This window comes from Pelomonas sp. Root1237, from assembly GCF_001425055.1.
Lineage (GTDB): Bacteria > Pseudomonadota > Gammaproteobacteria > Burkholderiales > Burkholderiaceae_C > Pelomonas.
This window is the reverse complement of sequence record NZ_LMDK01000020.1, coordinates 129,943-148,177: the sequence shown is the minus strand read 5'-3', so window position 1 is coordinate 148,177 and position 18,235 is coordinate 129,943. Positions and strand designations below refer to the sequence as shown.

Annotated in this window: 15 protein-coding genes; 6 read left to right on the top strand and 9 right to left on the bottom strand. The window is 68.2% G+C overall.

What is annotated here, in order from left to right; translation table 11 throughout:
* Positions 1-25 precede the first annotated feature (25 nt).
* Both ASC91_RS25420 and ASC91_RS25415 read left to right on the top strand, forming a co-directional pair.
* Complete coding sequence (locus ASC91_RS25420) at positions 26-493, top strand: VOC family protein (protein ID WP_056203956.1); 468 nt, start codon at positions 26-28, stop codon at positions 491-493.
* Entirely contained in the window at positions 490-879 is a 390-nt protein-coding gene (locus tag ASC91_RS25415) for a nuclear transport factor 2 family protein (protein WP_056203953.1), read from the top strand. The genes ASC91_RS25420 and ASC91_RS25415 overlap by 4 nt, the downstream gene beginning before the upstream one ends.
* A gap of 82 nt (positions 880-961) precedes the next feature.
* On the opposite strand, the gene ASC91_RS25410 is transcribed toward ASC91_RS25415, so the two are convergent.
* A complete protein-coding gene (locus tag ASC91_RS25410; protein WP_056203945.1) occupies positions 962-2,398 on the bottom strand; it encodes a S41 family peptidase in 1,437 nt (478 codons plus the stop codon).
* 194 nt (positions 2,399-2,592) lie between these two features.
* On the bottom strand, positions 2,593-3,972 hold the full coding sequence (locus ASC91_RS25405) for a metallophosphoesterase (RefSeq protein ID WP_056203944.1): 1,380 nt from the start codon (positions 3,970-3,972) through the stop codon (positions 2,593-2,595).
* Between the two features lie 95 nt (positions 3,973-4,067).
* Between ASC91_RS25405 and pelA the strand changes: the two genes are divergently transcribed.
* A complete protein-coding gene (pelA, locus tag ASC91_RS25400) occupies positions 4,068-5,366 on the top strand; it encodes a pectate lyase (protein WP_056203940.1) in 1,299 nt (432 codons plus the stop codon).
* On the opposite strand, the gene ASC91_RS25395 is transcribed toward pelA, so the two are convergent.
* From ASC91_RS25395 to ASC91_RS25370, 6 genes are all read right to left on the bottom strand, one after another.
* Positions 5,350-6,714 carry an MFS transporter gene (locus ASC91_RS25395; protein WP_056203938.1) on the bottom strand — a complete coding sequence of 455 codons (1,365 nt, stop codon included), beginning with the start codon at positions 6,712-6,714 and terminating at the stop codon, positions 5,350-5,352. The genes pelA and ASC91_RS25395 overlap by 17 nt on opposite strands.
* Before the next feature lie 64 nt (positions 6,715-6,778).
* Positions 6,779-8,218 (bottom strand): aldehyde dehydrogenase family protein, encoded by a 1,440-nt coding sequence (locus tag ASC91_RS25390; RefSeq protein ID WP_056203932.1) that lies wholly within the window; start codon positions 8,216-8,218, stop codon positions 6,779-6,781.
* A 10-nt stretch (positions 8,219-8,228) separates the two neighbouring features.
* Positions 8,229-9,557, bottom strand: a complete 1,329-nt coding sequence (gene gudD / locus ASC91_RS25385; RefSeq protein WP_056203929.1) for a glucarate dehydratase — start codon at positions 9,555-9,557, stop codon at positions 8,229-8,231.
* 114 nt (positions 9,558-9,671) lie between these two features.
* Entirely contained in the window at positions 9,672-10,634 is a 963-nt protein-coding gene (locus ASC91_RS25380) for a tripartite tricarboxylate transporter substrate binding protein (RefSeq protein WP_056203927.1), read from the bottom strand.
* Positions 10,635-10,665: 31 nt separating this feature from the next.
* Positions 10,666-11,577, bottom strand: a complete 912-nt coding sequence (kdgD, locus tag ASC91_RS25375) for a 5-dehydro-4-deoxyglucarate dehydratase (protein WP_056204504.1) — start codon at positions 11,575-11,577, stop codon at positions 10,666-10,668.
* A 111-nt stretch (positions 11,578-11,688) separates the two neighbouring features.
* On the bottom strand, positions 11,689-12,414 hold the full coding sequence (locus ASC91_RS25370) for a FadR/GntR family transcriptional regulator (RefSeq protein ID WP_056203925.1): 726 nt from the start codon (positions 12,412-12,414) through the stop codon (positions 11,689-11,691).
* A gap of 111 nt (positions 12,415-12,525) precedes the next feature.
* Between ASC91_RS25370 and garD the strand changes: the two genes are divergently transcribed.
* The 3 genes from garD (at position 12,526) to pgm (ending at position 17,329) form a co-directional block, all read left to right on the top strand.
* The gene (gene garD / locus ASC91_RS25365; protein WP_056203922.1) at positions 12,526-14,115 is read left to right on the top strand and encodes a galactarate dehydratase; all 1,590 of its coding nucleotides are present in this window, start codon (positions 12,526-12,528) and stop codon (positions 14,113-14,115) included.
* A gap of 270 nt (positions 14,116-14,385) precedes the next feature.
* Positions 14,386-15,549: a TerB family tellurite resistance protein gene (locus ASC91_RS25360; protein ID WP_056203919.1), complete on the top strand. Its 1,164-nt coding sequence runs from the start codon at positions 14,386-14,388 to the stop codon at positions 15,547-15,549.
* Between the two features lie 124 nt (positions 15,550-15,673).
* Positions 15,674-17,329 (top strand): phosphoglucomutase (alpha-D-glucose-1,6-bisphosphate-dependent), encoded by a 1,656-nt coding sequence (gene pgm / locus ASC91_RS25355; RefSeq protein WP_056203916.1) that lies wholly within the window; start codon positions 15,674-15,676, stop codon positions 17,327-17,329.
* Here pgm and ASC91_RS25350 read toward each other — a convergent pair whose 3' ends face one another.
* The gene (locus ASC91_RS25350) at positions 17,330-18,130 is read right to left on the bottom strand and encodes a class II glutamine amidotransferase (RefSeq protein WP_056203912.1); all 801 of its coding nucleotides are present in this window, start codon (positions 18,128-18,130) and stop codon (positions 17,330-17,332) included. It abuts the gene before it with no gap.
* Positions 18,131-18,235 lie beyond the last annotated feature (105 nt).

Here is an 18,235-nt window from a genome sequence, read left to right as displayed (position 1 = left end):
AATTCGACACCACCGGAGATTCATCATGCCCGCAGTCGGCACTTCACCCGACAACCTGTCGCCCTACCTTGTGGTTCGGGGTGCTCAGGCCGCCATCGACTTCTACGTCCAGGCCCTGGGCGCCAGCCTGGACTTCAAGCTGATCGATCCGTCCGATGGACGCATCGGCCATGCCGAGCTGCTGTTCGGCGCCACACGGGTCTTCATTGCCGACGAGTATCCTGACTTCGGGGCCGTCGGGCCCGAGACGATCGGCGGCTCCCCGGTCAAGTTCCACCTCGACGTGGCCGATGCCGACTCATTCGTTGCGAACGCCGTGCGGCACGGCGCCACCGTCCTGCGTGCCGTCAAGCTCGAGTTCCATGGCCACCGCAGCGGTCTGATCGCCGATCCCTTCGGCTACAGCTGGTTCGTTGCGAGCAAGGCGGAGGAGGTCAGCGTCGACGAAATGCAACGCCGCTGGGACGCGATGGTCGCGGGGAGCCCGTCATGACAACCGCGCCCGCCGATGGCGAGGTGCTGCGGGCATTCCAGGCGCTCGAAGATCGCTTCAACGACGCCATGGTCAGCAACGACGTCCAGCGCATCGCCCAATGCATCTCCGAGGACTGGACCCTCGTGACGCCGGAGAAGGGGCCGATCTCGCGCGAGGCCATCCTCCATGCCATAGCCAGCGGCATGCTGACGCACGATTCGATGACCAAGCAGGTGGTGCGGGCCAGCGTGTACGGCGACATGGCGGTCGTCACCGGGCGGGGCAGCAACACCGGCACTTTCAGGGGCGAGCCCATCAGCGCCGATGAATGGATCACCGATGTCTACCGCCAGGTGCAGGGACAGTGGCGCTGCGTGCTGACCCATCTCGCCACTGCCGGCTGAGGAGGGGCGTGGCACCGGTTGGGCAAAAAAAGAGGGCCTCGCGAGAGGCCCCTGTGCTTTTTGAAGTCAGGACTCTTTGTAGTTATTCCGTCGTCTTGGCTTCGGCCTTGCGCTCGACAGCCGACTTGGACGCAATGACCGGTTGACCCTTGAGCTTGTTCAGCGCCTGCATCAGCGGGAAGTCTTCCGTCGAGCCGAACTCGGGCAGGGGCTTGGGCGGCTCGGCGCGCTTGGCGTACTCGGCTTCCAGCTTCTGGCGCGCTTCCTCGCGGGCCTTCTGGCGGGCTTCGTTTTCGTCCTCGGGGCCGTTGTTCAGATGCTTTTCGAGGTCGGCCTCACGCATGCGCAGCGCGGCGAAGACATTGCCCTCGGCGGTTTCGTCCAGCAGCACGTCGGGCACGATGCCCTTGGCCTGGATGGAGCGGCCGCTCGGCGTGTAGTAGCGCGCCGTCGTGATCTTCAATGCCGTTTCCGGGCCCAGCTGGCGCACGGTCTGCACCGAGCCCTTGCCGAAGGTCTGGGCGCCCATGACGGTGGCGCGGTGGTGATCCTGCAGGGCGCCGGCGACGATCTCGCTGGCGCTGGCCGAGCCTTCGTTGACGAGCACCACCAGCGGCACGTTCTTCAACGCGGCGGGCAGGCGCTTGATCGGGTCGTCGCTGCTGCGGCGGCGGTAGTCGTCGGGGCTGGCCTTGTAGCTGGCCTTGGATTCGGCGATCTGGCCGTTGGTCGACACGACCTCGACGTCCTTGGGCAGGAACGCCGCCGAGATGGCGATGGAGGCATCCAGCAGACCGCCCGGGTCGTTGCGCAGGTCAAGCACCAGGCCCTTGAGATGGGGCTCCTGCTTGTAGATCTCTTCGAGCTTCTTGGCGAAGTCGTCGACGGTGCGATCCTGGAACTGGCTGACGCGGATCCAGGCATAGCCCGGCTCGATGACCTTGGCACGCACGCTCTGGACCTTGATCTCCTCGCGCACGATGGTCACGGGGAAGGTGCGGTTCTCGGCCTTGCGGTAGATGGTGAGGCTGACCTTGGTCGACGGGTCGCCGCGCATCTTCTTGACGGCCTGGTCGATGGTGAGGCCGCGCACGGCGGTGTCATCGATGCGGCTGATCAGGTCGCCGCTCTTGAGGCCGGCGCGGAAGGCGGGCGAGCCTTCGATGGGGGAGACGATCTTGACCAGGCCGTCTTCCATGCCGATCTCGATGCCGACACCGACGAACTTGCCGGTCGTGCCTTCACGGAATTCCTTGAAGGTCTTCTTGTCAAAAAACTGGGAGTGGGGGTCCAGGCCAGACACCATGCCGGCGATGGCGTCGTTGATCAGTTTCTTTTCGTCGACGGATTCGACGTAGTCGCTCTTGACGAGGCCGAAGACGGCCGCGAGCTGCTGCATTTCGTCCAGCGGCAGGGGGGACAGGGTACTGCGCGCATTGGCCTGCAGCTGCATGGTGGTGAGTGCACCTGCGACGGCACCGAGGGCAACCCAACCGGCGACTTTCAATCTGGAGCTCATGTAGCCGAGTCCTCTATCAACGTGGTTCCCGCCAAAAACAGCTTGACAGGTGCGGCCAGTTTAGCCGGGGGGGCTTTCGATGCTGTATCGATTTACCTGCTGGAAACCCTTCAAATCGGGTGCGCAGTGATGGAATGCGCGGGCGTTACTTCTCGTGCGCCCTGACGAAAGGCACTCGTTACGAGGCGTGCCCATCAGCAACTCAGCTTCTGGCCGGCCAGGCGGCAGGTCGACAGCGGCTGGCCCAGGGCGTCCAGCGCCTGCAGCTGCCAGCCCTCGGGCGTGGCCGTCAGCAGAGACAGGCCGAAGTCCGTGTGGATGCGTACCGTCTCCAGTCGGGCGCCGGGCAGCAGTTCGTGCTTCAGGGCCGCGGCGTCGTTGACGTGGCCTGATGCGGCCGAACCGCCGTTGCCGACGACGAGGGTGACCGGATGATTGCTCGCGAAGCCCAGGGCCTGGTGCATGTGGATGTGACCATGAAGTGTGGCCTGCACGCCTGGCGGGAAGAGGCGGCCGGGTGCCGCGTCCTGCAGCAGCGGCGTCAGGCCCGATCGGGCGGCGCGGGGCGCGCCGATCGGGCTGGGGCTGAAGGCCAGGCTGGGATGGTGGCTGGCAAAAAGGCTCTGGGCGCTGCCCTGGGCCAGCTCTGCGACGCGGTCGAGCTGCTGGCGCCAGCGGGCCCAGGCGGGGGAATCCCGGGGCGGCGTGCGGCTGCCGATCTCCGAGGAGTCAAAGACGATGAGCTGGCTGCGCGGCGACAGCGGCACGGGGAAGGGCGCGGTGAAGTCGCCCTCGTTGACGCCTGGGCCGGCGGGCTGGCAGGCACGCGCCGGACCGGTTTCGGCGTCCAGATAGCGCAGCCAGCCCTGGCCGGCACGGGCGCAGGCCTCGTGGTTGCCGCGCACGAAGACCCAGGGCGCGGCGGCCAGAAGGGCCTTGGCGGGCTGGAAGAAATCGGCCTGCCAGGTGTCGTCGCCATAGCCCCAGGGGCTGCCGGCGCAGACGGCCATGCCGGGCGGGCAGGGGCTTTCGCGGTAGTGGTAGTCGCCGACGTGGATGACGAGGTCGGGCTTGAGCCTCAGCGCCAGGGCCAGCACGCGTGGGAAGGGCCAGTCCGAGGCGTCGTTGCAGCCCTGGAAGTCGCGGTCCGAGGCCTTGAGGCGGCAGCCGGTGTCGCCGATGACGACGATGCGGCGGGCTTCGGCAGTGGGGGCATGCAGCATGATGTCGTCCACCTGCACGCTGGCCGCATCGGCGGGCCAGGGCGCCTCGCAGGCACGCAGCGTGAAGTGCGTCGGCTTGCGCTCGGGCTCCTTGTTGCCCGCGGGCGGCGGCTCGTCGCCGGGGGCGCTGCGTTCCTGCATGGCGGTGACGCTGCTGCCCCAGCGCAGCGTGGGGCAGCTGGCTTCGCCCGTCAGCGCACGTACAGCCCAGGCCGGCCCGGCGACGGCCTGCACCCAGGCTTGCTGCAGGCCAACCGGCGGCGCCGCAGCGGGCAGCGGTGGAGGAGGGCTGGCACAACCGGCCAGCACGAGCAGGGCGGCCAGCCACGGGAAACGCGCGCGATGAATCATGTCTCGATCAACTGTGTGAGCGGCGCGAGATTAGCGCCCTCGCGGCCCGCGCGAGCCGGTAGATTGCCGGCCACCCCCAAACTTCGGCGCCCGTCATGCCCCTTGCCTGCCGTTTCACCCTGCTTGCCTTGGCCCTCTGCTCGTCGGCCTGGTCAGCGCAGATCGGCGTCATCCCGCCGGCCCAGCCATTGACGGCCGAACGGGTCGCGGCGCTGCCGGCGACTGAACGCGGGCCCTGGGTGGCCTATCTGGCCCGCTCCGACGCCCAGCGCGCCGCCGACCGCGCCGCGCTGGCGGCCGAGCGCAAGGGGCTGACGGCCTGGCCCGCGCCGCCCGAGGGCGGTCATGCCGAGGCCAGCATGCCGCTGGACAAGCCCGCCGCCTGGTATGCCGGCGACGCGGCCCTGGCCGTGGCCCGCAACGTCCTGAGCTTCCAGACACCCGCCGGCGGCTGGGGCAAGAACCAGCCGCGCGACCGCGCGCCGCGCCTGCCCGGCCAGGCGTTTGTGGCCGACAACAACTCCAAGCGGGCAACGCCGGGCGACTTCGACCTGGCCCAGGACGCGCAGTGGAGCTATGTGGGCACCATCGACAACGACGCCACCATCACCGAGATCCGCTTCCTCGCCCGCGTGGCGGCCCAGCAGCCCGGCGCGCCCGGTGCCGTTTACCGCCAGGCGGCCGAGCGCGGCCTGCGCTACCTGCTGGCGGCGCAGTTTCCCAACGGCGGCTGGCCCCAGGTGTGGCCGCTGCAGGGCGGCTACCACGACGCCATCACGCTGAATGACGACGCCGTCGTCGAAGTGGCCGAGCTGATGGGGGCTGCCGCGCACGGTGAGCTCGACTTGGGTTTCCTGCCAGCCGCGTTGAAGGCCGACGCCGCGGCGGCACAGGCGCGCGCCGTGCAGCTGCTGCTGGCCACGCAGATCCGCATCGACGGCAAGCCGACGCTGTGGGCCCAGCAGCACGACGCGCTGACGCTGGCGCCGGCCTCGGCGCGCAACTACGAGCCGCCGGCACTGAGCAGCGGCGAGAGCGCGCGGGCGCTGGGCTATCTGATGAGCCTGCCCGACCCGTCGCCGGCGGTCGTCGCCGCGGTGAAGGGCGGCATCGTCATGCTGCGTGCCCTGGCCGTGCGCGACCGCGCCTTCGTCAAGGTGGACGACGCGCGCCGGCTGGTGGTGCAGCCGGGCGCCGGCCCGCTGTGGTCGCGCTTTTACGACCCGGCCACGCTCAAGCCGGTGTTCGGCGACCGCGACAAGAGCCTGCACGACGACGTCAACGACCTCAGCCTGGAGCGGCGCAACGGCTATACCTGGTGGGGGACCTGGCCGGTGAAGACGCTCGCGGCCTACGAAGCCTGGGCCGCCAGGTGGGTCAGGAGTCCTTCCTGAGCTCGAAGCGCTTGATGTCGCCGACGACGAACAGGTAGCAGCACACGGCCACCAGCGCGTTCGCGGCGACGAACACCAGGGCCGCGTTGAACGAGCCCGTGCCCTTGATCAGGTAGCCGATGACGATGGGCGTCGTGATGCCGGCGGTGTTGCCGAAGGTGTTGAACAGCGCGCCGGACAGCCCCGATATTTCCTTGGGCGAGGTGTCCGAAACGACGGCCCAGCCCAGCGCGCCGAGGCCCTTGCCGAAGAAGGCCAACGACATGATGGCGACGACGACCACGGCGCTGTCGACGTAGTTGCACAGGATCATGCTGGTGCTCAGCAGCATGCCGATGACGATGGGCGTCTTGCGGGCCACGGTCAGTGTCTTGCCGCGGCGCAGCAGCCCGTCAGAGATCAGCCCGCCGAGCACGCCGCCGGCGAAGCCGCAGATGGCCGGCAGCGCCGCGACGAAGCCGGCGTTGAGGATGGACATGCCGCGTTCCTTGACCAGGTAGACGGGAAACCAGGTCAGGAAGAAATAGGTCAGCGTCGTGATGCAGTACTGGCCGACGTAGACGCCCATCAGCATGCGGTTGGAGAGCAACTGCTTGATGTAGCCGAGCTTGGGGGACTCCGGCGCGAAGCTGCGGCTCTGCGTGCCGGGCTGGTCCATGTTGACGAGGGCACCGCCGGCCGCGATGTGGTCCAGCTCGGCCTGGTTGACGCCGGGGTGGGTCTTGGGCGTATAGACGGTCTTGAGCCAGACGGCGCTGACCACGATGCCCAGCAGGCCCATGACGACGAAGACGGCCGGCCAGCCGTAGCTGTGCGTGATCCAGCCCATCAGCGGCGCGAACAGCACGGTGGCGAAGTACTGGGCCGAGTTGAAGATGGCCGAGGCCGTGCCGCGCTCGGCGGCCGGGAACCAGGACGCGACGATGCGGCCATTGGCGGGGAAGGACGGCGCCTCGGCCGCGCCGACCAGGAAGCGCAACGCGAAAAGCACGACGACGGCGGTCGTCGCCGTCGCGGTCAGGAAGCTGATGCCGCCCTGCAGCAGCGTGAACACCGACCAGATGAAGATGCTGGCGGCGTAAACCTTCTTGGAGCCGTACCGGTCCAGCAGCCAGCCGCCCGGCAACTGGGCGATGACGTAGGACCAACCGAAGGCCGAGAAGATGAAGCCCATCGTCACCGAGTCGATGCCCAGGTCCTTGGACAACGCCGGGCCGGCGATGGACAGCGTCGCGCGGTCGGCGTAGTTGATCGTCGTGACGATGAAGAGCATGGCCAGGATGGCGAAGCGCTTCTTCGTTCGCGTGACGCTGGCGGCGTGGGCCAGGGTGGCGGTGGCGGTATTCATCGGTTGTCTCCGGGCAATGCAGCGGCTCCGCCTCTTGCCGGGCGGTGGTGCCAAAGGGGTGGGATCAGGCTTGGGTGTAAGCCGTCTTCACGGTTGTGTAGAACTCAGCCGCGTGGCGGCCCTGCTCGCGCGGGCCATAGCTGGAGCCCTTGCGGCCGCCGAAGGGCACGTGGTAGTCCACGCCTGCGGTGGGCAGGTTGACCATCACCATGCCGGCCTGCGAATGGCGCTTGAAGTGGGTGGCGTATTTCAGCGAGGTCGTCGCGATGCCGGCGGCCAGGCCGAACGGCGTGTCGTTGGACAGGGCCAGTGCGTGCTCGTAGTCGCGGGCCCGCAGCACGCTCACGACCGGGCCGAACACCTCTTCGCGGTTGATGCGCATGGAGGGCGTCGTGTCGGTGATGAGGGCCGGCGTCAGGTAGAAGCCCGGTGCGCCGTCGGCATTGGTCTCGATGCGCTCGCCGCCGTGGGCCAGCTTGCCGCCCTCGGTCTTGGCGATGCCGATGTAGTCGGTGTCCTGGCCGAGCTGGCTGGCGTCGACGACCGGGCCGATGTCGGTGCCGGCCTTGCGGGCGTCGTCCACCTTCAGCGTCTTCATCTTGTCGACCATGGCCGCAACGAAGCGGTCGTGGATGCCCTCGGTGACGATGAGGCGGCTCGACGCCGTGCAGCGCTGGCCGGTGGAGAAGAACCCGCTGTTGACGGCGGCGTTGACGGCCACGCCCAGGTCGGCGTCGTCCAGCACGATCATGGGGTTCTTGCCGCCCATCTCGAGCTGGAACTTGGCCATGCGCGCCACACAGGCCGCCGCGACCTTCTGGCCCGTGCCCACCGAGCCGGTGAAGCTGATGGCTGCCACGCGCGGGTCGTTCAGCAGCTTCTCGCCGACCACCGAACCGCGGCCCATGACGAGGTTGAAGACGCCAGCCGGCAGCCCGCTGCGCGACAGGATCTCGGCCAGCGCCCAGGCCGAACCCGGCACGAGGTCGGCAGGCTTGAAGACGACGCAATTGCCCCAGGCCAGGGCCGGTGCGATCTTCCAGGCGGGAATGGCGATGGGGAAGTTCCACGGCGTGATGAGGCCGACGACACCGACGGCTTCGCGCGTCACTTCCACGCCGACGCCGGGGCGCACCGAGGGCAGGCTCTCGCCGCCCGGGCGCAATGCCTCGCCGGCGAAGAACTTGAAGATATAGCCGGCGCGCCCGACCTCGCCGATGGCCTCGGGCAGGGTCTTGCCTTCCTCGCGGGCCAGCAGGTCGCCCAGCTCGGCTCGGCGCGCCAGGATCTCGGTGCCGATGGCGTCGAGGATGTCGAAGCGCTGCTGCGGTGTCGACAGGCTCCAGGCCGGGAAGGCGGCGGTGGCGGCCGTGATGGCCAGCTCGGCCTGGGCCGCGTCGGCCTGGGCGTATTCGCCGACCAGGTCGCGCGTGTCGGAGGGGTTGATGTTGCGCGAGACGGCGTGGCCGTCCAGCCATTCACCGGCGATGAGGTTCTTGAACATGGGTACTGCCTTAGCGATCAAGCGCGGGGCGCTTGGGGTTGAAGGTCCAGCCAGGGATGAGGAACTGCATCGCGATGGCGTCATCTCGAGCGCCCAGGCCGTGCTGCTTGTAAAGGTTATTCGCTTTCTCGACCTCGGCCATGTCGAGCTCGATGCCCAGGCCCGGCTTGGCCGGCACCTTGACGTGGCCGCCGACGATCTGCAGCGGCTCCTTGGTCAGCCGCTGGCCGTCCTGCCAGATCCAGTGCGTGTCGATGGCCGTGACCTTGCCTGGCGCGGCGGCGCCCACGTGGGTGAACATGGCCAGCGAGATGTCGAAGTGGTTGTTGGAGTGCGAGCCCCAGGTCAGGCCCCAGTCGCGGCAGGTCTGCGCCACGCGCACGCTGCCGGCCATGGTCCAGAAGTGCGGGTCGGCCAGCGGGATGTCCACGCTCTGCAGCGACAGCGCGTGCGAGAGTTGGCGCCAGTCGGTGGCGACCATGTTGGTGGCCGTGGGCAGGCCGGTAGCGCGGCGGAATTCGGCCATCACCTCTCGGCCCGAGAAGCCATCCTCGGCACCACAGGGATCTTCCGCATACGCGAGAACGCCCTTCATATCGCGCATCAGCCGGATCGCGTCCTTCAGCAGCCAGCCGCCGTTGGGGTCCAGCGTCACACGCGCGTCGGGGAAGCGCTCGTGCAGCGCGCGGATGGCCTCGACTTCCTCGTCGCCGCGCAGCACGCCGCCCTTGAGCTTGAAGTCGTTGAAGCCGTAGCGCTCGCGGGCGGCCTCGGCGAGCTTGACGACGGCCTCGGGAGTCAGCGCCACTTCATGGCGCAGTCGGCTCCAGGCGTTGTCGGCGCCGGACTCGCTGTTGTACGGCAGGTCGGTTTTCGTGCGGTCACCGACGTAGAAGAGATAGCCCAGCATCTCGACCGCATCGCGCTGCTGGCCTTCGCCCAGCAGGGCCGCGACCGGTACGCCCAGGTGCTGGCCGAGCAGGTCCAGGAAGGCCGACTCGATCGCGGTGGCGGCATGGATGGTGGTGCGCAGGTCGAAGGTCTGCAGGCCACGGCCGCCGGCGTCGCGGTCGGCAAAGGACTGGCTGACCTTCTGCAGCACGCCCTGGTGGCCACCGATGGGCTGGCCCACCACCAGCTGGCGCGCGTCCTCCAGCGTCTGGCGGATCTTCTCGCCACCGGGCACCTCGCCGACGCCGGTGTTCCCGGCGCTGTCGGTCAGGATCAACAGGTTGCGGGTGAAGAAGGGCGCATGCGCGCCGCTGAGGTTGAGCAGCATGCCGTCGCGCCCGGCGACGGGCACAACGCGCAGCTCTTTGATGACGGGGGTCGAGGTCATGTCAGTACTTCAAAGATGTAGTGCCCCACCAAGTGGCACCCATGGAACTGGCTCTGCCAGGCCATCGGGTGCGCCCCCTTGAGGGGGAGGCGCGTCAGCGCCTCGGGGGTGGGCTCAATCTGCGGTGATCTTGCGTTCTTCGATCACTTTTTTCCAGCGTGCGAACTCGCTCGCCTGGAAGGCGGTGAACTGCTCGGGCGTGTTGGCAACGACCTCGAAACCCTGCTCCAGCAACTTCGGTTTGATGTCCGGCGAGTTCAAAGTCTTGACGATGCCGGCATGCAGCTTGGCCTTGATGTCGGCGGGCAGGCCCTTGGGCGCGGCCACGCCTTGCCAGGAGTAGACCTGCAGCCCCTTGATGCCCAGCTCGTCCATGGTGGGCACGTCGGGTTGTACTGGCGAGCGCTGGGCGCTCGTGATGCTCAGCGCGCGCAGCTTGCCCGCCTTGATCTGCGGCAGCGCGGTGTTGATGTTCATGAAGCTGGCATCCACCTGGTTGCCGAGCAGGTCGGTCATGACCGGGCCGCCGCCCTTGTAGGGGATGTGCAGGCCCGACGTGCCGGTCTGCAGCCAGAACAGCTCGGCGGTGATGTGGTCGCTGCTGCCGTTGCCGCTGGAGCCGAAGCTCATCTTGCCGGGGTTGGCTTTCTCATAGGCCAGCACGTCGGCCATGCTCTTGTGCGGCGACGCGGCGGGCACCACCAGCACGTTGGGCGCCTGCACGGCGACGGTGATGTAGTCCAGGTCCTTGGTCGGGTCGTACTGCAGGTTCTTCAGCAGGTGCGGGCCGATGACCAGCGGGCCCAGCGACGAGACGAGGACGGTGTAGCCGTCCGGCGCCGCGCGCTTGACCATGCCGGTGCCGATGGTGCCGCCCGCACCGCCGCGGTTGTCGATGACGAAGCTGCCGCCAAGGGTCTCCTGCAGCTTGTTGCCCAGCAGACGGGCGATGGCGTCGGTGGAGCCGCCGGGCGGGAAGGGCACCAGCAGCGTCACCGGCTTGGCGGGCCAGGCCTGAGCCAGCGCTGCGGTGGTGGCAGCGGCGCCGAGCAGCAAGGCGGTCAGCAGTTTCTTCATGGCTTGTCTCCAGTGGGTCTTGTGGAATGGCTTATTGCGGGCCGAGCTTGGAGATCAGCGCGCCGAGTGCGTCGACCTCGGCTGCAGCCAGGTCCGACAGTGGCGGCCGCACCGGCCCGGCCGTGTGGCCCACCAGCGTCGCGCCGGCCTTCACGATGGACACGGCATAGCCCTCGCCCTTGTTGCGCAGCGCGACGTAGGGGATGAAGAAGTCGCGCACGAGGCGGTTGCAGGTCTCGGTGTCGCCCGCGGCGTGGGCGTTGTAGAACTCCATCGCCGTCTTGGGGATGAAGTTGAAGACGGCGGACGAGTAGACCGGGCAGCCCATGGCCTTGTATGCGCCGGCAAACAGCTCGGCGGTGGGCAGGCCACCCAGATAGGCGAAGCGATCGCCCAGCGTCTGGCGGATGGAGACGAACTTCTCGATGTCGCCGAGACCGTCTTTGAAGCCGATCAGATTGGGGCAGCGGTCGGCCAGCACCAGTAGGCTCTGCGGCGTCAGCTTGCAGGCGCCACGGTTGTAGACGACGACGCCGAACTTGACGCTCTTGCAGACGGCCTCGACGTGATTGATGAGGCCTTCCTGGCTGGCTTCGGTCAGGTAGTGCGGCAGCAGCAGCACGCCCTGGGCGCCAAGGCGCTCAGCTTCCTGCGCGTACTGGACGGCCACTCGCGTGCCGCCACCGGCGCCGGCCAGGATGGGCGTGCGGCCCCGGCAGGTGTCCAGCGCCACCTTGATGATGTCGCTGTACTCGCCCGGCTCCAGCGAGAAGAACTCACCCGTGCCGCCCGCCGCGAAAAGCGCCGAGGCGCCATAGGGCTGCAGCCACTCCAGACGCTCGGCGTAGGGCTTGGGCGCGAAGTTCAGCTGCGCGTCGAAGTCGGTCAGCGGGAAAGACAGCAGACCGGCTTCGAGGACGGCTTTGAGTTCTTGGGGCGACATGGGCGGGTCTCCGTGGGTGTTGGGATGACTGAAGTTGTAGGTCATCGTACAACTTGGGTCAAATCCACAATGACTAGTGAAAACCCGCGAAGGCCGTTTCTTTACCGACGGTCAGCTGGCTTCAGCCTGGGCGCGTCGGCGACGTTCACGGCTGTTGCTGAGGTGGGTGCGCATGGCCGCACGAGCCGATTCGGCATCCTGGCTGGTGATGGCGTCGAGGATGCTTTCGTGCTCCGCGTTGACGCGCCGCATATAGGCCAGCCGCTCCGCACTCATGTCCGCCACCGGCTCCAGCCGGGCACGCGGAATGATCTGGGCCCCCAGCGTTGCCATCAGGTCGGCGAAGTGGCTGTTCTGCGTCGCGCGGGCAATCTCCAAGTGGAACTGGAAGTCGGCGGCCACCGAGTCCTGGCCGGCTTCGACGGCGGCAATAACTGCGTCCAGCGCCTTGCGCAGGGCAATGAGGTTGTCGGCGGTGCGCCGCTGCGCTGCCAGGCCGGCCGCCTCCGTCTCGAGGCCGATGCGCAGTTCCAGCACGGCGATGACGTCCTGCAGCGTGCTGAACTGTTCCGGCGTGATCTTGAATGACGGCCCGTCGCCAGGCCCGAGCACAAACGTACCGATGCCGTGCCGCGTCTCGACCAGGCCAGCCGCCTGCAATTTGGAGATGGCCTCGCGCACGACGGTGCGGCTGACCTCGAACTCGCCCATGATGGCCGCCTCGGTCGGCAGCTTGTCGCCGGCCTGCAACTGGCCGGCCCGGATGCGGTCTCCGAGCGAGTCAACCAGTTCGAGGGCCAGCGTGCGCGGCCGGCGGCGGGCGAGGGGGGCGTGCATTCGCGGGTTTTCCCGGAGTTTTGAAATGATTGCGCCGTCTAAAGTGACGGAAGTTGTACGACAACTAGACGACGTACAACAACTTCAACTGTAGCAACGCCTTGGCAAACCATGACTGCTGTTTCCCCCCGTCCGCCCCTGACGCTGCGCATGCGCATTGAGGACAACGTCGCCATCGTTGCCAACGACGGCGGCCTGGCCGAAGGCACCGTGCTGCCGGACGGCATCCCAGGCGCGGGGCTGGCGCTGCGCGACAAGGTGCCGCAGGGCCACAAGGTCGCGCTGCGCGACATCGCCGAGGGAGAAGTGGTACTGCGCTACGCCGTGCCCATCGGCTATGCGTTGAAGGCCATTCCCGCCGGCAGCTGGGTGCACGAGCGCCTGCTGCAGATGCCCGCCGCACGTGCGCTGGAAGGCCTGCCCATCGCCACCGTGAAGCCTGCTGTCGTTGAACCACTGGACGGCTACGCCTTCGAGGGCTATCGCAACAAGGATGGCTCGGTCGGCACGCGCAACATCTTCGCCATCACGACGACGGTGCAGTGCGTGGCCGGCGTCGTCGCCCAGGCGGTCGCGCGTATCAAGGCCGAGCTGCTGCCGCGCTACCCGAACGTGGACGACGTCATCGGCTTGGAGCACAGCTATGGCTGTGGTGTGGCCATCGACGCGCCGGATGCCGTCATCCCCATCCGCACCCTCAAGAACATCTCGCTGAACCCGAACTTCGGCGGCGAGGTCATGGTCGTCAGCCTGGGCTGCGAAAAGCTGCAGCCCGCGCGCCTGCTGCCGCCAGGCTCATTCCCGATCACCGACGAACGCGACCCGGCCAGCGGCCCCGAAACCATTTGCCTTCAAGACGACGTGCACGTGGGCTTCATGTCCATGCTCGAAGACATCCTGCAAAGTGCCAAGCCTCACCTGGAGCGCCTGAACGCCCGCAGGCGCGAGACCGTGCCTGCAGCTGAGCTGGTCGTCGGCGTGCAATGCGGCGGCAGCGATGCCTTCTCGGGCGTGACGGCCAACCCGGCCGTGGGCTTCTGCGCCGATCTGCTGGTGCGCGCGGGCGCCACCATCATGTTCAGCGAGAACACCGAGGTGCGCGACGCGGTGGAGCAGCTCACCAGCCGCGCCGCCACGCCCGAGGTGGCGGACGCCATCATTCGCGAGCTGGGCTGGTACGACCGCTACCTCGACCGCGGCCGCGTCGACCGCTCGGCCAACACGACGCCTGGCAACAAGGCCGGCGGCCTGTCCAACATCGCCGAGAAGGCGATGGGCTCCATCATCAAAAGCGGTAGCTCGGCCATCTCGCATGTGCTCGCTCCCGGCGACAAGCTCAAGCGAGACCAGCGCGGCCTCGTCTACGCCGCCACGCCCGCCAGCGACTTCATCTGCGGCACGCTGCAACTCGCCGCCGGCATGAATCTGCACATCTTCACCACCGGCCGCGGCACGCCCTACGGCCTGGCCGAATGCCCGGTCGTCAAGGTCGCCACGCGCACGGACCTGGCCCGCCGCTGGCACGACCTGATGGACGTCAACGCCGGCCGCATCGCCGATGGCGAGGCGACGATTGAAGAGACCGGCTGGGAGATGTTCCGCCTGTTGCTCGACGTCGCCAGCGGCCGCAAGAAGACCTGGGCCGAGCACTGGAAGCTGCACAACAGCCTGGTGCTGTTCAACCCCGCGCCGGTCACCTGAAATAACGCTGCCCCTCGCCCAGTCTTGCCCTGCTAAACGCGGGCAAGCCCAGTCGGTCTTGCAGACCGCGCTGCGGCTCGCGCCGCAGCTCTTCGGCAGGCACATGCCGCCCACTGGGCGCCATGTGTCCGGCCTCAGCCCCCGAGGGGACGGCGATGCTCGCGGCATCGAGCCGCGAGCACATCGCCAACCGGGCCGGCTAGGGAGCGGCCCGGCGCTCGGCCCGAAGACCGCGCCGTCCACGATGTGCACCCTCTATGCTTGGTCGCCATGACGACCCAGCAGCAACCGACAGTGGACCCAGCCGAAACCGGGACCGCGCTTGACGACGTCACGCAAGTCGTCGCCGAGCCCTTGCGCTTCAAGGCCAAGCTCGCCATCGGCGAGAACGCCTACAAGTCCCTGCGCATGATCAACCGCACCCGCGAGGTCTGGGACGTGCTGGGTGCCGCGGGCGCGGGCGCCGCCGTCGTGAAGTCGGGTGTGCTGGGCATCGGTGCCGCAGCCACGCCCATTGGCTGGGTGGCGCTGGCCGCGCTGGCCTCGGGCGGCGCCTGCTACGGCCTGTACCGGTGGCTGGGTGACACCAAGGGCGCGCGTGTCATCGAGATCCCCAAGTTCCTGAACACGCCGCTGGACACGCTGGGCCTGGCCCTCTTCGACCTCATCGCGCCGCTGGCGCTGCGGCTGGCCGCGGTGGATGGCCACATCGAGCCTGCCGAGCGGCAAGCGCTGGTGCAACACCTGGTGGACGACTGGGGCCTGGACGCCAGCTTCGTCACGCGGGCCGTCGCGCAGATCGAGCCGGGCGTGATGCAAGGCTCGGTCGAGGAGGTGGCCGCTGAGCTGTCGGCCTTCCTGCATGCCAACCCCGACTGCAACCACAAGGCCATCGCCGCCGATCTCGGCCAGTTCCTGCGCCGGCTGCTGGAAGCCGGCGGGCCGCTGTCCGAGGCCGAGGAGGCGGCATTGGCAGCCAGCCTGACGCTGTTGCTGCAAGAGCCTGACGGCCCGCTCACCAAGGCCTGGGTCACCGCCAGGTCGGGCGCGGGCAAGGCGGCCGAACAGCTGGGCGCTTCGGCCAAGGAGGCGGCCGGCTGGACGCGCGAGCGCCTGCCTTCGCCCGAGGAGCTGCAGGCCGCGGCCGGCACCGCAGCGACCAAGGCGTGGCATGGCGCCAGGTCGGGGGCTGAGCAATTGGGCACGTCGGCCAAGGACGCCGCTGACTGGACACGTGAGCGCTTGCCCTCGCCCGAGCAGTTGCAGGCCGCGGCCGGCACGGCGGCGACACAGGTCCAGCAGTCCGTGCAAAAGGCCGCCTCATGGGCTCAGGACAAGCTGCCCGCCGCAGCCCAGGTCCAGGAAGCGGCCAAGCGCTCGGTGAGTTTTGCCAAGACCGGCATTGCGCGAATCAAGAAGCGGTCTGGCCGCTGAGACGCCGCGCGGCAATTGCGTTGCCTGTAGGTCGGGGCCTGCAAGCCTGTGTGCCGATGTCCGGCACCGTGGCCGCGCCATGCTGGCAGTATGGTCTCACCGAAGAACGGGAGAGCCCCGAACGATGAGTGCCGAACGCCACCCTCTTGCTGGCAAGCCCGCGCCACCCGATGTCCTCATCGACGTCGAGGCGTTGCGCGAAGCCTATTTTTCGCGCCAGCCCGACCCGAGCTGCGCCGAACAGCAGGTCAGCTTCGGCACCTCGGGCCACCGCGGCTCGGCCCTGGATGGCTCGTTCAACGAATGGCATGTGCTGGCCATCACGCAGGCCATTTGCGACCACAGGAAGCAGAGCGACATCGCGGGCCCGCTCTTTCTGGGCGCCGACACGCATGCGCTGTCCGAGCCCGCTGTGCTCAGCGCACTGGAGGTGCTGGTGGCCAATGGCGTGGACGTGATGCTGGCGCCGGCGGGCCAGTTCACGCCGACACCGGCCGTGTCGCTGGCTATCCTTGAATACAACCGCGGCCGCGAAGGCTGGCAGCGCGCCGACGGCATCGTCGTGACGCCGTCGCACAACCCACCGCGCGACGGCGGCTTCAAATACAACCCGCCACATGGTGGCCCGGCGGGCAGCGATGTCACGACGGGCATCCAGGCGGCTGCCAACGAGCATCTGAAGCAATCGCTCAAGGGGGTGCTGCGCAAGGACGCCGAGCGGGCGCTCGGCACATCGGCCTGCCATGAGTACGACTTCCTCGGCAGCTATGTGGCGGCGCTGGGGCAGGTCATCGACTTCGACCTGATCCGTGCAGCCGGCCTGCAGCTGGGCGTGGACCCACTGGGTGGCGCGGGTGTGGCCTACTGGCCCGCGATCGCCGAGCACTACCGCCTGCCACTGACGGTTGTCAGCAACGAGGTGGATCCGCGGTTCGCCTTCATGACGCTGGACTGGGACGGCCAGATCCGCATGGACCCGTCATCGCCCTGGGCCATGCAAAGGCTGACGAGCCTGCGCGATCGCTTCGACGTGGCCTTTGCCTGCGACACCGACCATGACCGCCATGGCATCGTCACCCGCAGTGCCGGTCTGATGCCGCCCAACCACTACCTCAGCGTCGCCGTGGACTATCTGTTCCGCCACCGGCCCGGCTGGCGCGCGAACGCGGCCGTCGGCAAGACCGTCGTCACGACGGCGCTGATCGACCGCATTGCGCGGCGCCTGGGCTGCCCGCTGTTCGAGGCGCCTGTTGGCTTCAAATGGTTTGCGCCGGGCCTGGCTGAAGGCAGCCTGGGCCTGGGCTGCGAGGAGAGCGCGGGCGCATCAATGCTGCGCCGTGATGGCCGCGTGTGGACGACCGACAAGGACGGCATCGCCGCCGCGCTGCTGGCGGCCGAGATCACGGCGCGCACCGGCAGCGACCCGGGGGTGTATTACCAGGGCCTGACGGCGGCCCTCGGCACACCGCACGCCGACCGCGTCGAAGGCCCGGCCACGCGCGAGCAGAAGGCCAGGCTGGCCGCGCTGACGGTTGCGAACGTCCAGGCGACGACACTGGCAGGCGAGCCCATCATGACGGTGCTGAGCCAGGCGCCGGGCAATGGTGCGCCGATTGGCGGCATCAAGGTGGGCACGGCCAGTGGCTGGTTCGCCGCGCGGCCGTCGGGCACCGAGGACATCTACAAGGTCTATGCGGAGAGCTTCCGCGACGAGGCGCATCTGCAGCTGTTGCTCCAGGAAGCGCGCGGAGTGGTGGACGAGGCGCTGGCTGCGCCTTGATCAGGCAGCCGCGAGTTCGGCCACGCCTTCGCTGACGAACACGCAATCGCCGTCCTGGAACACACGCACTTCACCGGCTGTGAACGCCTGCCAGGCCTCGCCATGGGTTAGCGGCTCTGTGGAGACCAGCGCCATGCGGTCAGCCGGGTTGTTGACAGTGGCCAGGTCCACGCTCAGGTCGCCGTCGCGCAAGGAGACGTGGCCGAAGGGCGGGCGGCGCTGCAGCCAGTGCAGCTTGGTGGACGCATGCGCCAGCATGGCGCGGCCATCGGTCAGCAGCAGGTTGAAGCGGCCGTGCTCGGCGATCTCGTGGATCCAGGGCGTCAGCGTTTCGGCCAGTTGCTGCCAGTCGGGCGGCTGGTTGCCGAAGCGCTGCTGGAGCTTCTGCATCAACCAGCAGAAGGCTCGTTCGCTGTCGGTCTGGCCGGCCGGCGTGAAGCTCCCGTCCAGCTGGGGGTGAAAGTCCTTCAGGTCGCCGTTGTGCGCGAAGACCCAGGTGCGACCTGCCCAGTCGCGGCGAAAGGGGTGGCAGTTCTCCAGGGTGCGGGCGCCCTGGGTGGCCTTGCGGATGTGGGCGAGGATGTTGCGTGCCTGCACCGGGTGGTGGCCGAAATGACGCGCCAGTTCGGATTCGGCCGCCGGGCTGTCCTCGACAGTGACTTCGCAGCGCTCGCCGTCGTGAAAGGCCACGCCCCAGCCGTCGACATGGTCTGCGGTGCGCCCGCCGCGGGCGGCGAAGCCGCTGAGGGAGAAGGTGGCGGCGGCCGGCTGGCGGCTGTTGAGGGCGAAAAGCTCACACATCGGTGGTGGCGGAAGCTGTCGGTACGGGTGGCAACGCTGCAAGTCTGCAGGCCGATGACACAAAACCCAACAAAGCTTTTGTCATGAGCTCATGCCTGTGCGGGT

What these genes read in the sequence shown, in the direction of transcription:
- pgm (WP_056203916.1), top strand. Translation starts at nt 15,674, where the DNA reads ATGAGTGCCGAACGCCACCCTCTTGCTGGCAAGCCCGCGCCACCCGAT.
- kdgD (WP_056204504.1), bottom strand. Translation starts at nt 11,577, where the DNA reads ATGTCGCCCCAAGAACTCAAAGCCGTCCTCGAAGCCGGTCTGCTGTCT.
- pelA (WP_056203940.1), top strand. Translation starts at nt 4,068, where the DNA reads ATGCCCCTTGCCTGCCGTTTCACCCTGCTTGCCTTGGCCCTCTGCTCG.
- garD (WP_056203922.1), top strand. Translation starts at nt 12,526, where the DNA reads ATGACTGCTGTTTCCCCCCGTCCGCCCCTGACGCTGCGCATGCGCATT.
- ASC91_RS25420 (WP_056203956.1), top strand. Translation starts at nt 26, where the DNA reads ATGCCCGCAGTCGGCACTTCACCCGACAACCTGTCGCCCTACCTTGTG.
- ASC91_RS25360 (WP_056203919.1), top strand. Translation starts at nt 14,386, where the DNA reads ATGACGACCCAGCAGCAACCGACAGTGGACCCAGCCGAAACCGGGACC.
- ASC91_RS25370 (WP_056203925.1), bottom strand. Translation starts at nt 12,414, where the DNA reads ATGCACGCCCCCCTCGCCCGCCGCCGGCCGCGCACGCTGGCCCTCGAA.
- ASC91_RS25415 (WP_056203953.1), top strand. Translation starts at nt 490, where the DNA reads ATGACAACCGCGCCCGCCGATGGCGAGGTGCTGCGGGCATTCCAGGCG.
- ASC91_RS25395 (WP_056203938.1), bottom strand. Translation starts at nt 6,714, where the DNA reads ATGAATACCGCCACCGCCACCCTGGCCCACGCCGCCAGCGTCACGCGA.
- ASC91_RS25405 (WP_056203944.1), bottom strand. Translation starts at nt 3,972, where the DNA reads ATGATTCATCGCGCGCGTTTCCCGTGGCTGGCCGCCCTGCTCGTGCTG.
- ASC91_RS25350 (WP_056203912.1), bottom strand. Translation starts at nt 18,130, where the DNA reads ATGTGTGAGCTTTTCGCCCTCAACAGCCGCCAGCCGGCCGCCGCCACC.
- gudD (WP_056203929.1), bottom strand. Translation starts at nt 9,557, where the DNA reads ATGACCTCGACCCCCGTCATCAAAGAGCTGCGCGTTGTGCCCGTCGCC.
- ASC91_RS25390 (WP_056203932.1), bottom strand. Translation starts at nt 8,218, where the DNA reads ATGTTCAAGAACCTCATCGCCGGTGAATGGCTGGACGGCCACGCCGTC.
- ASC91_RS25410 (WP_056203945.1), bottom strand. Translation starts at nt 2,398, where the DNA reads ATGAGCTCCAGATTGAAAGTCGCCGGTTGGGTTGCCCTCGGTGCCGTC.
- ASC91_RS25380 (WP_056203927.1), bottom strand. Translation starts at nt 10,634, where the DNA reads ATGAAGAAACTGCTGACCGCCTTGCTGCTCGGCGCCGCTGCCACCACC.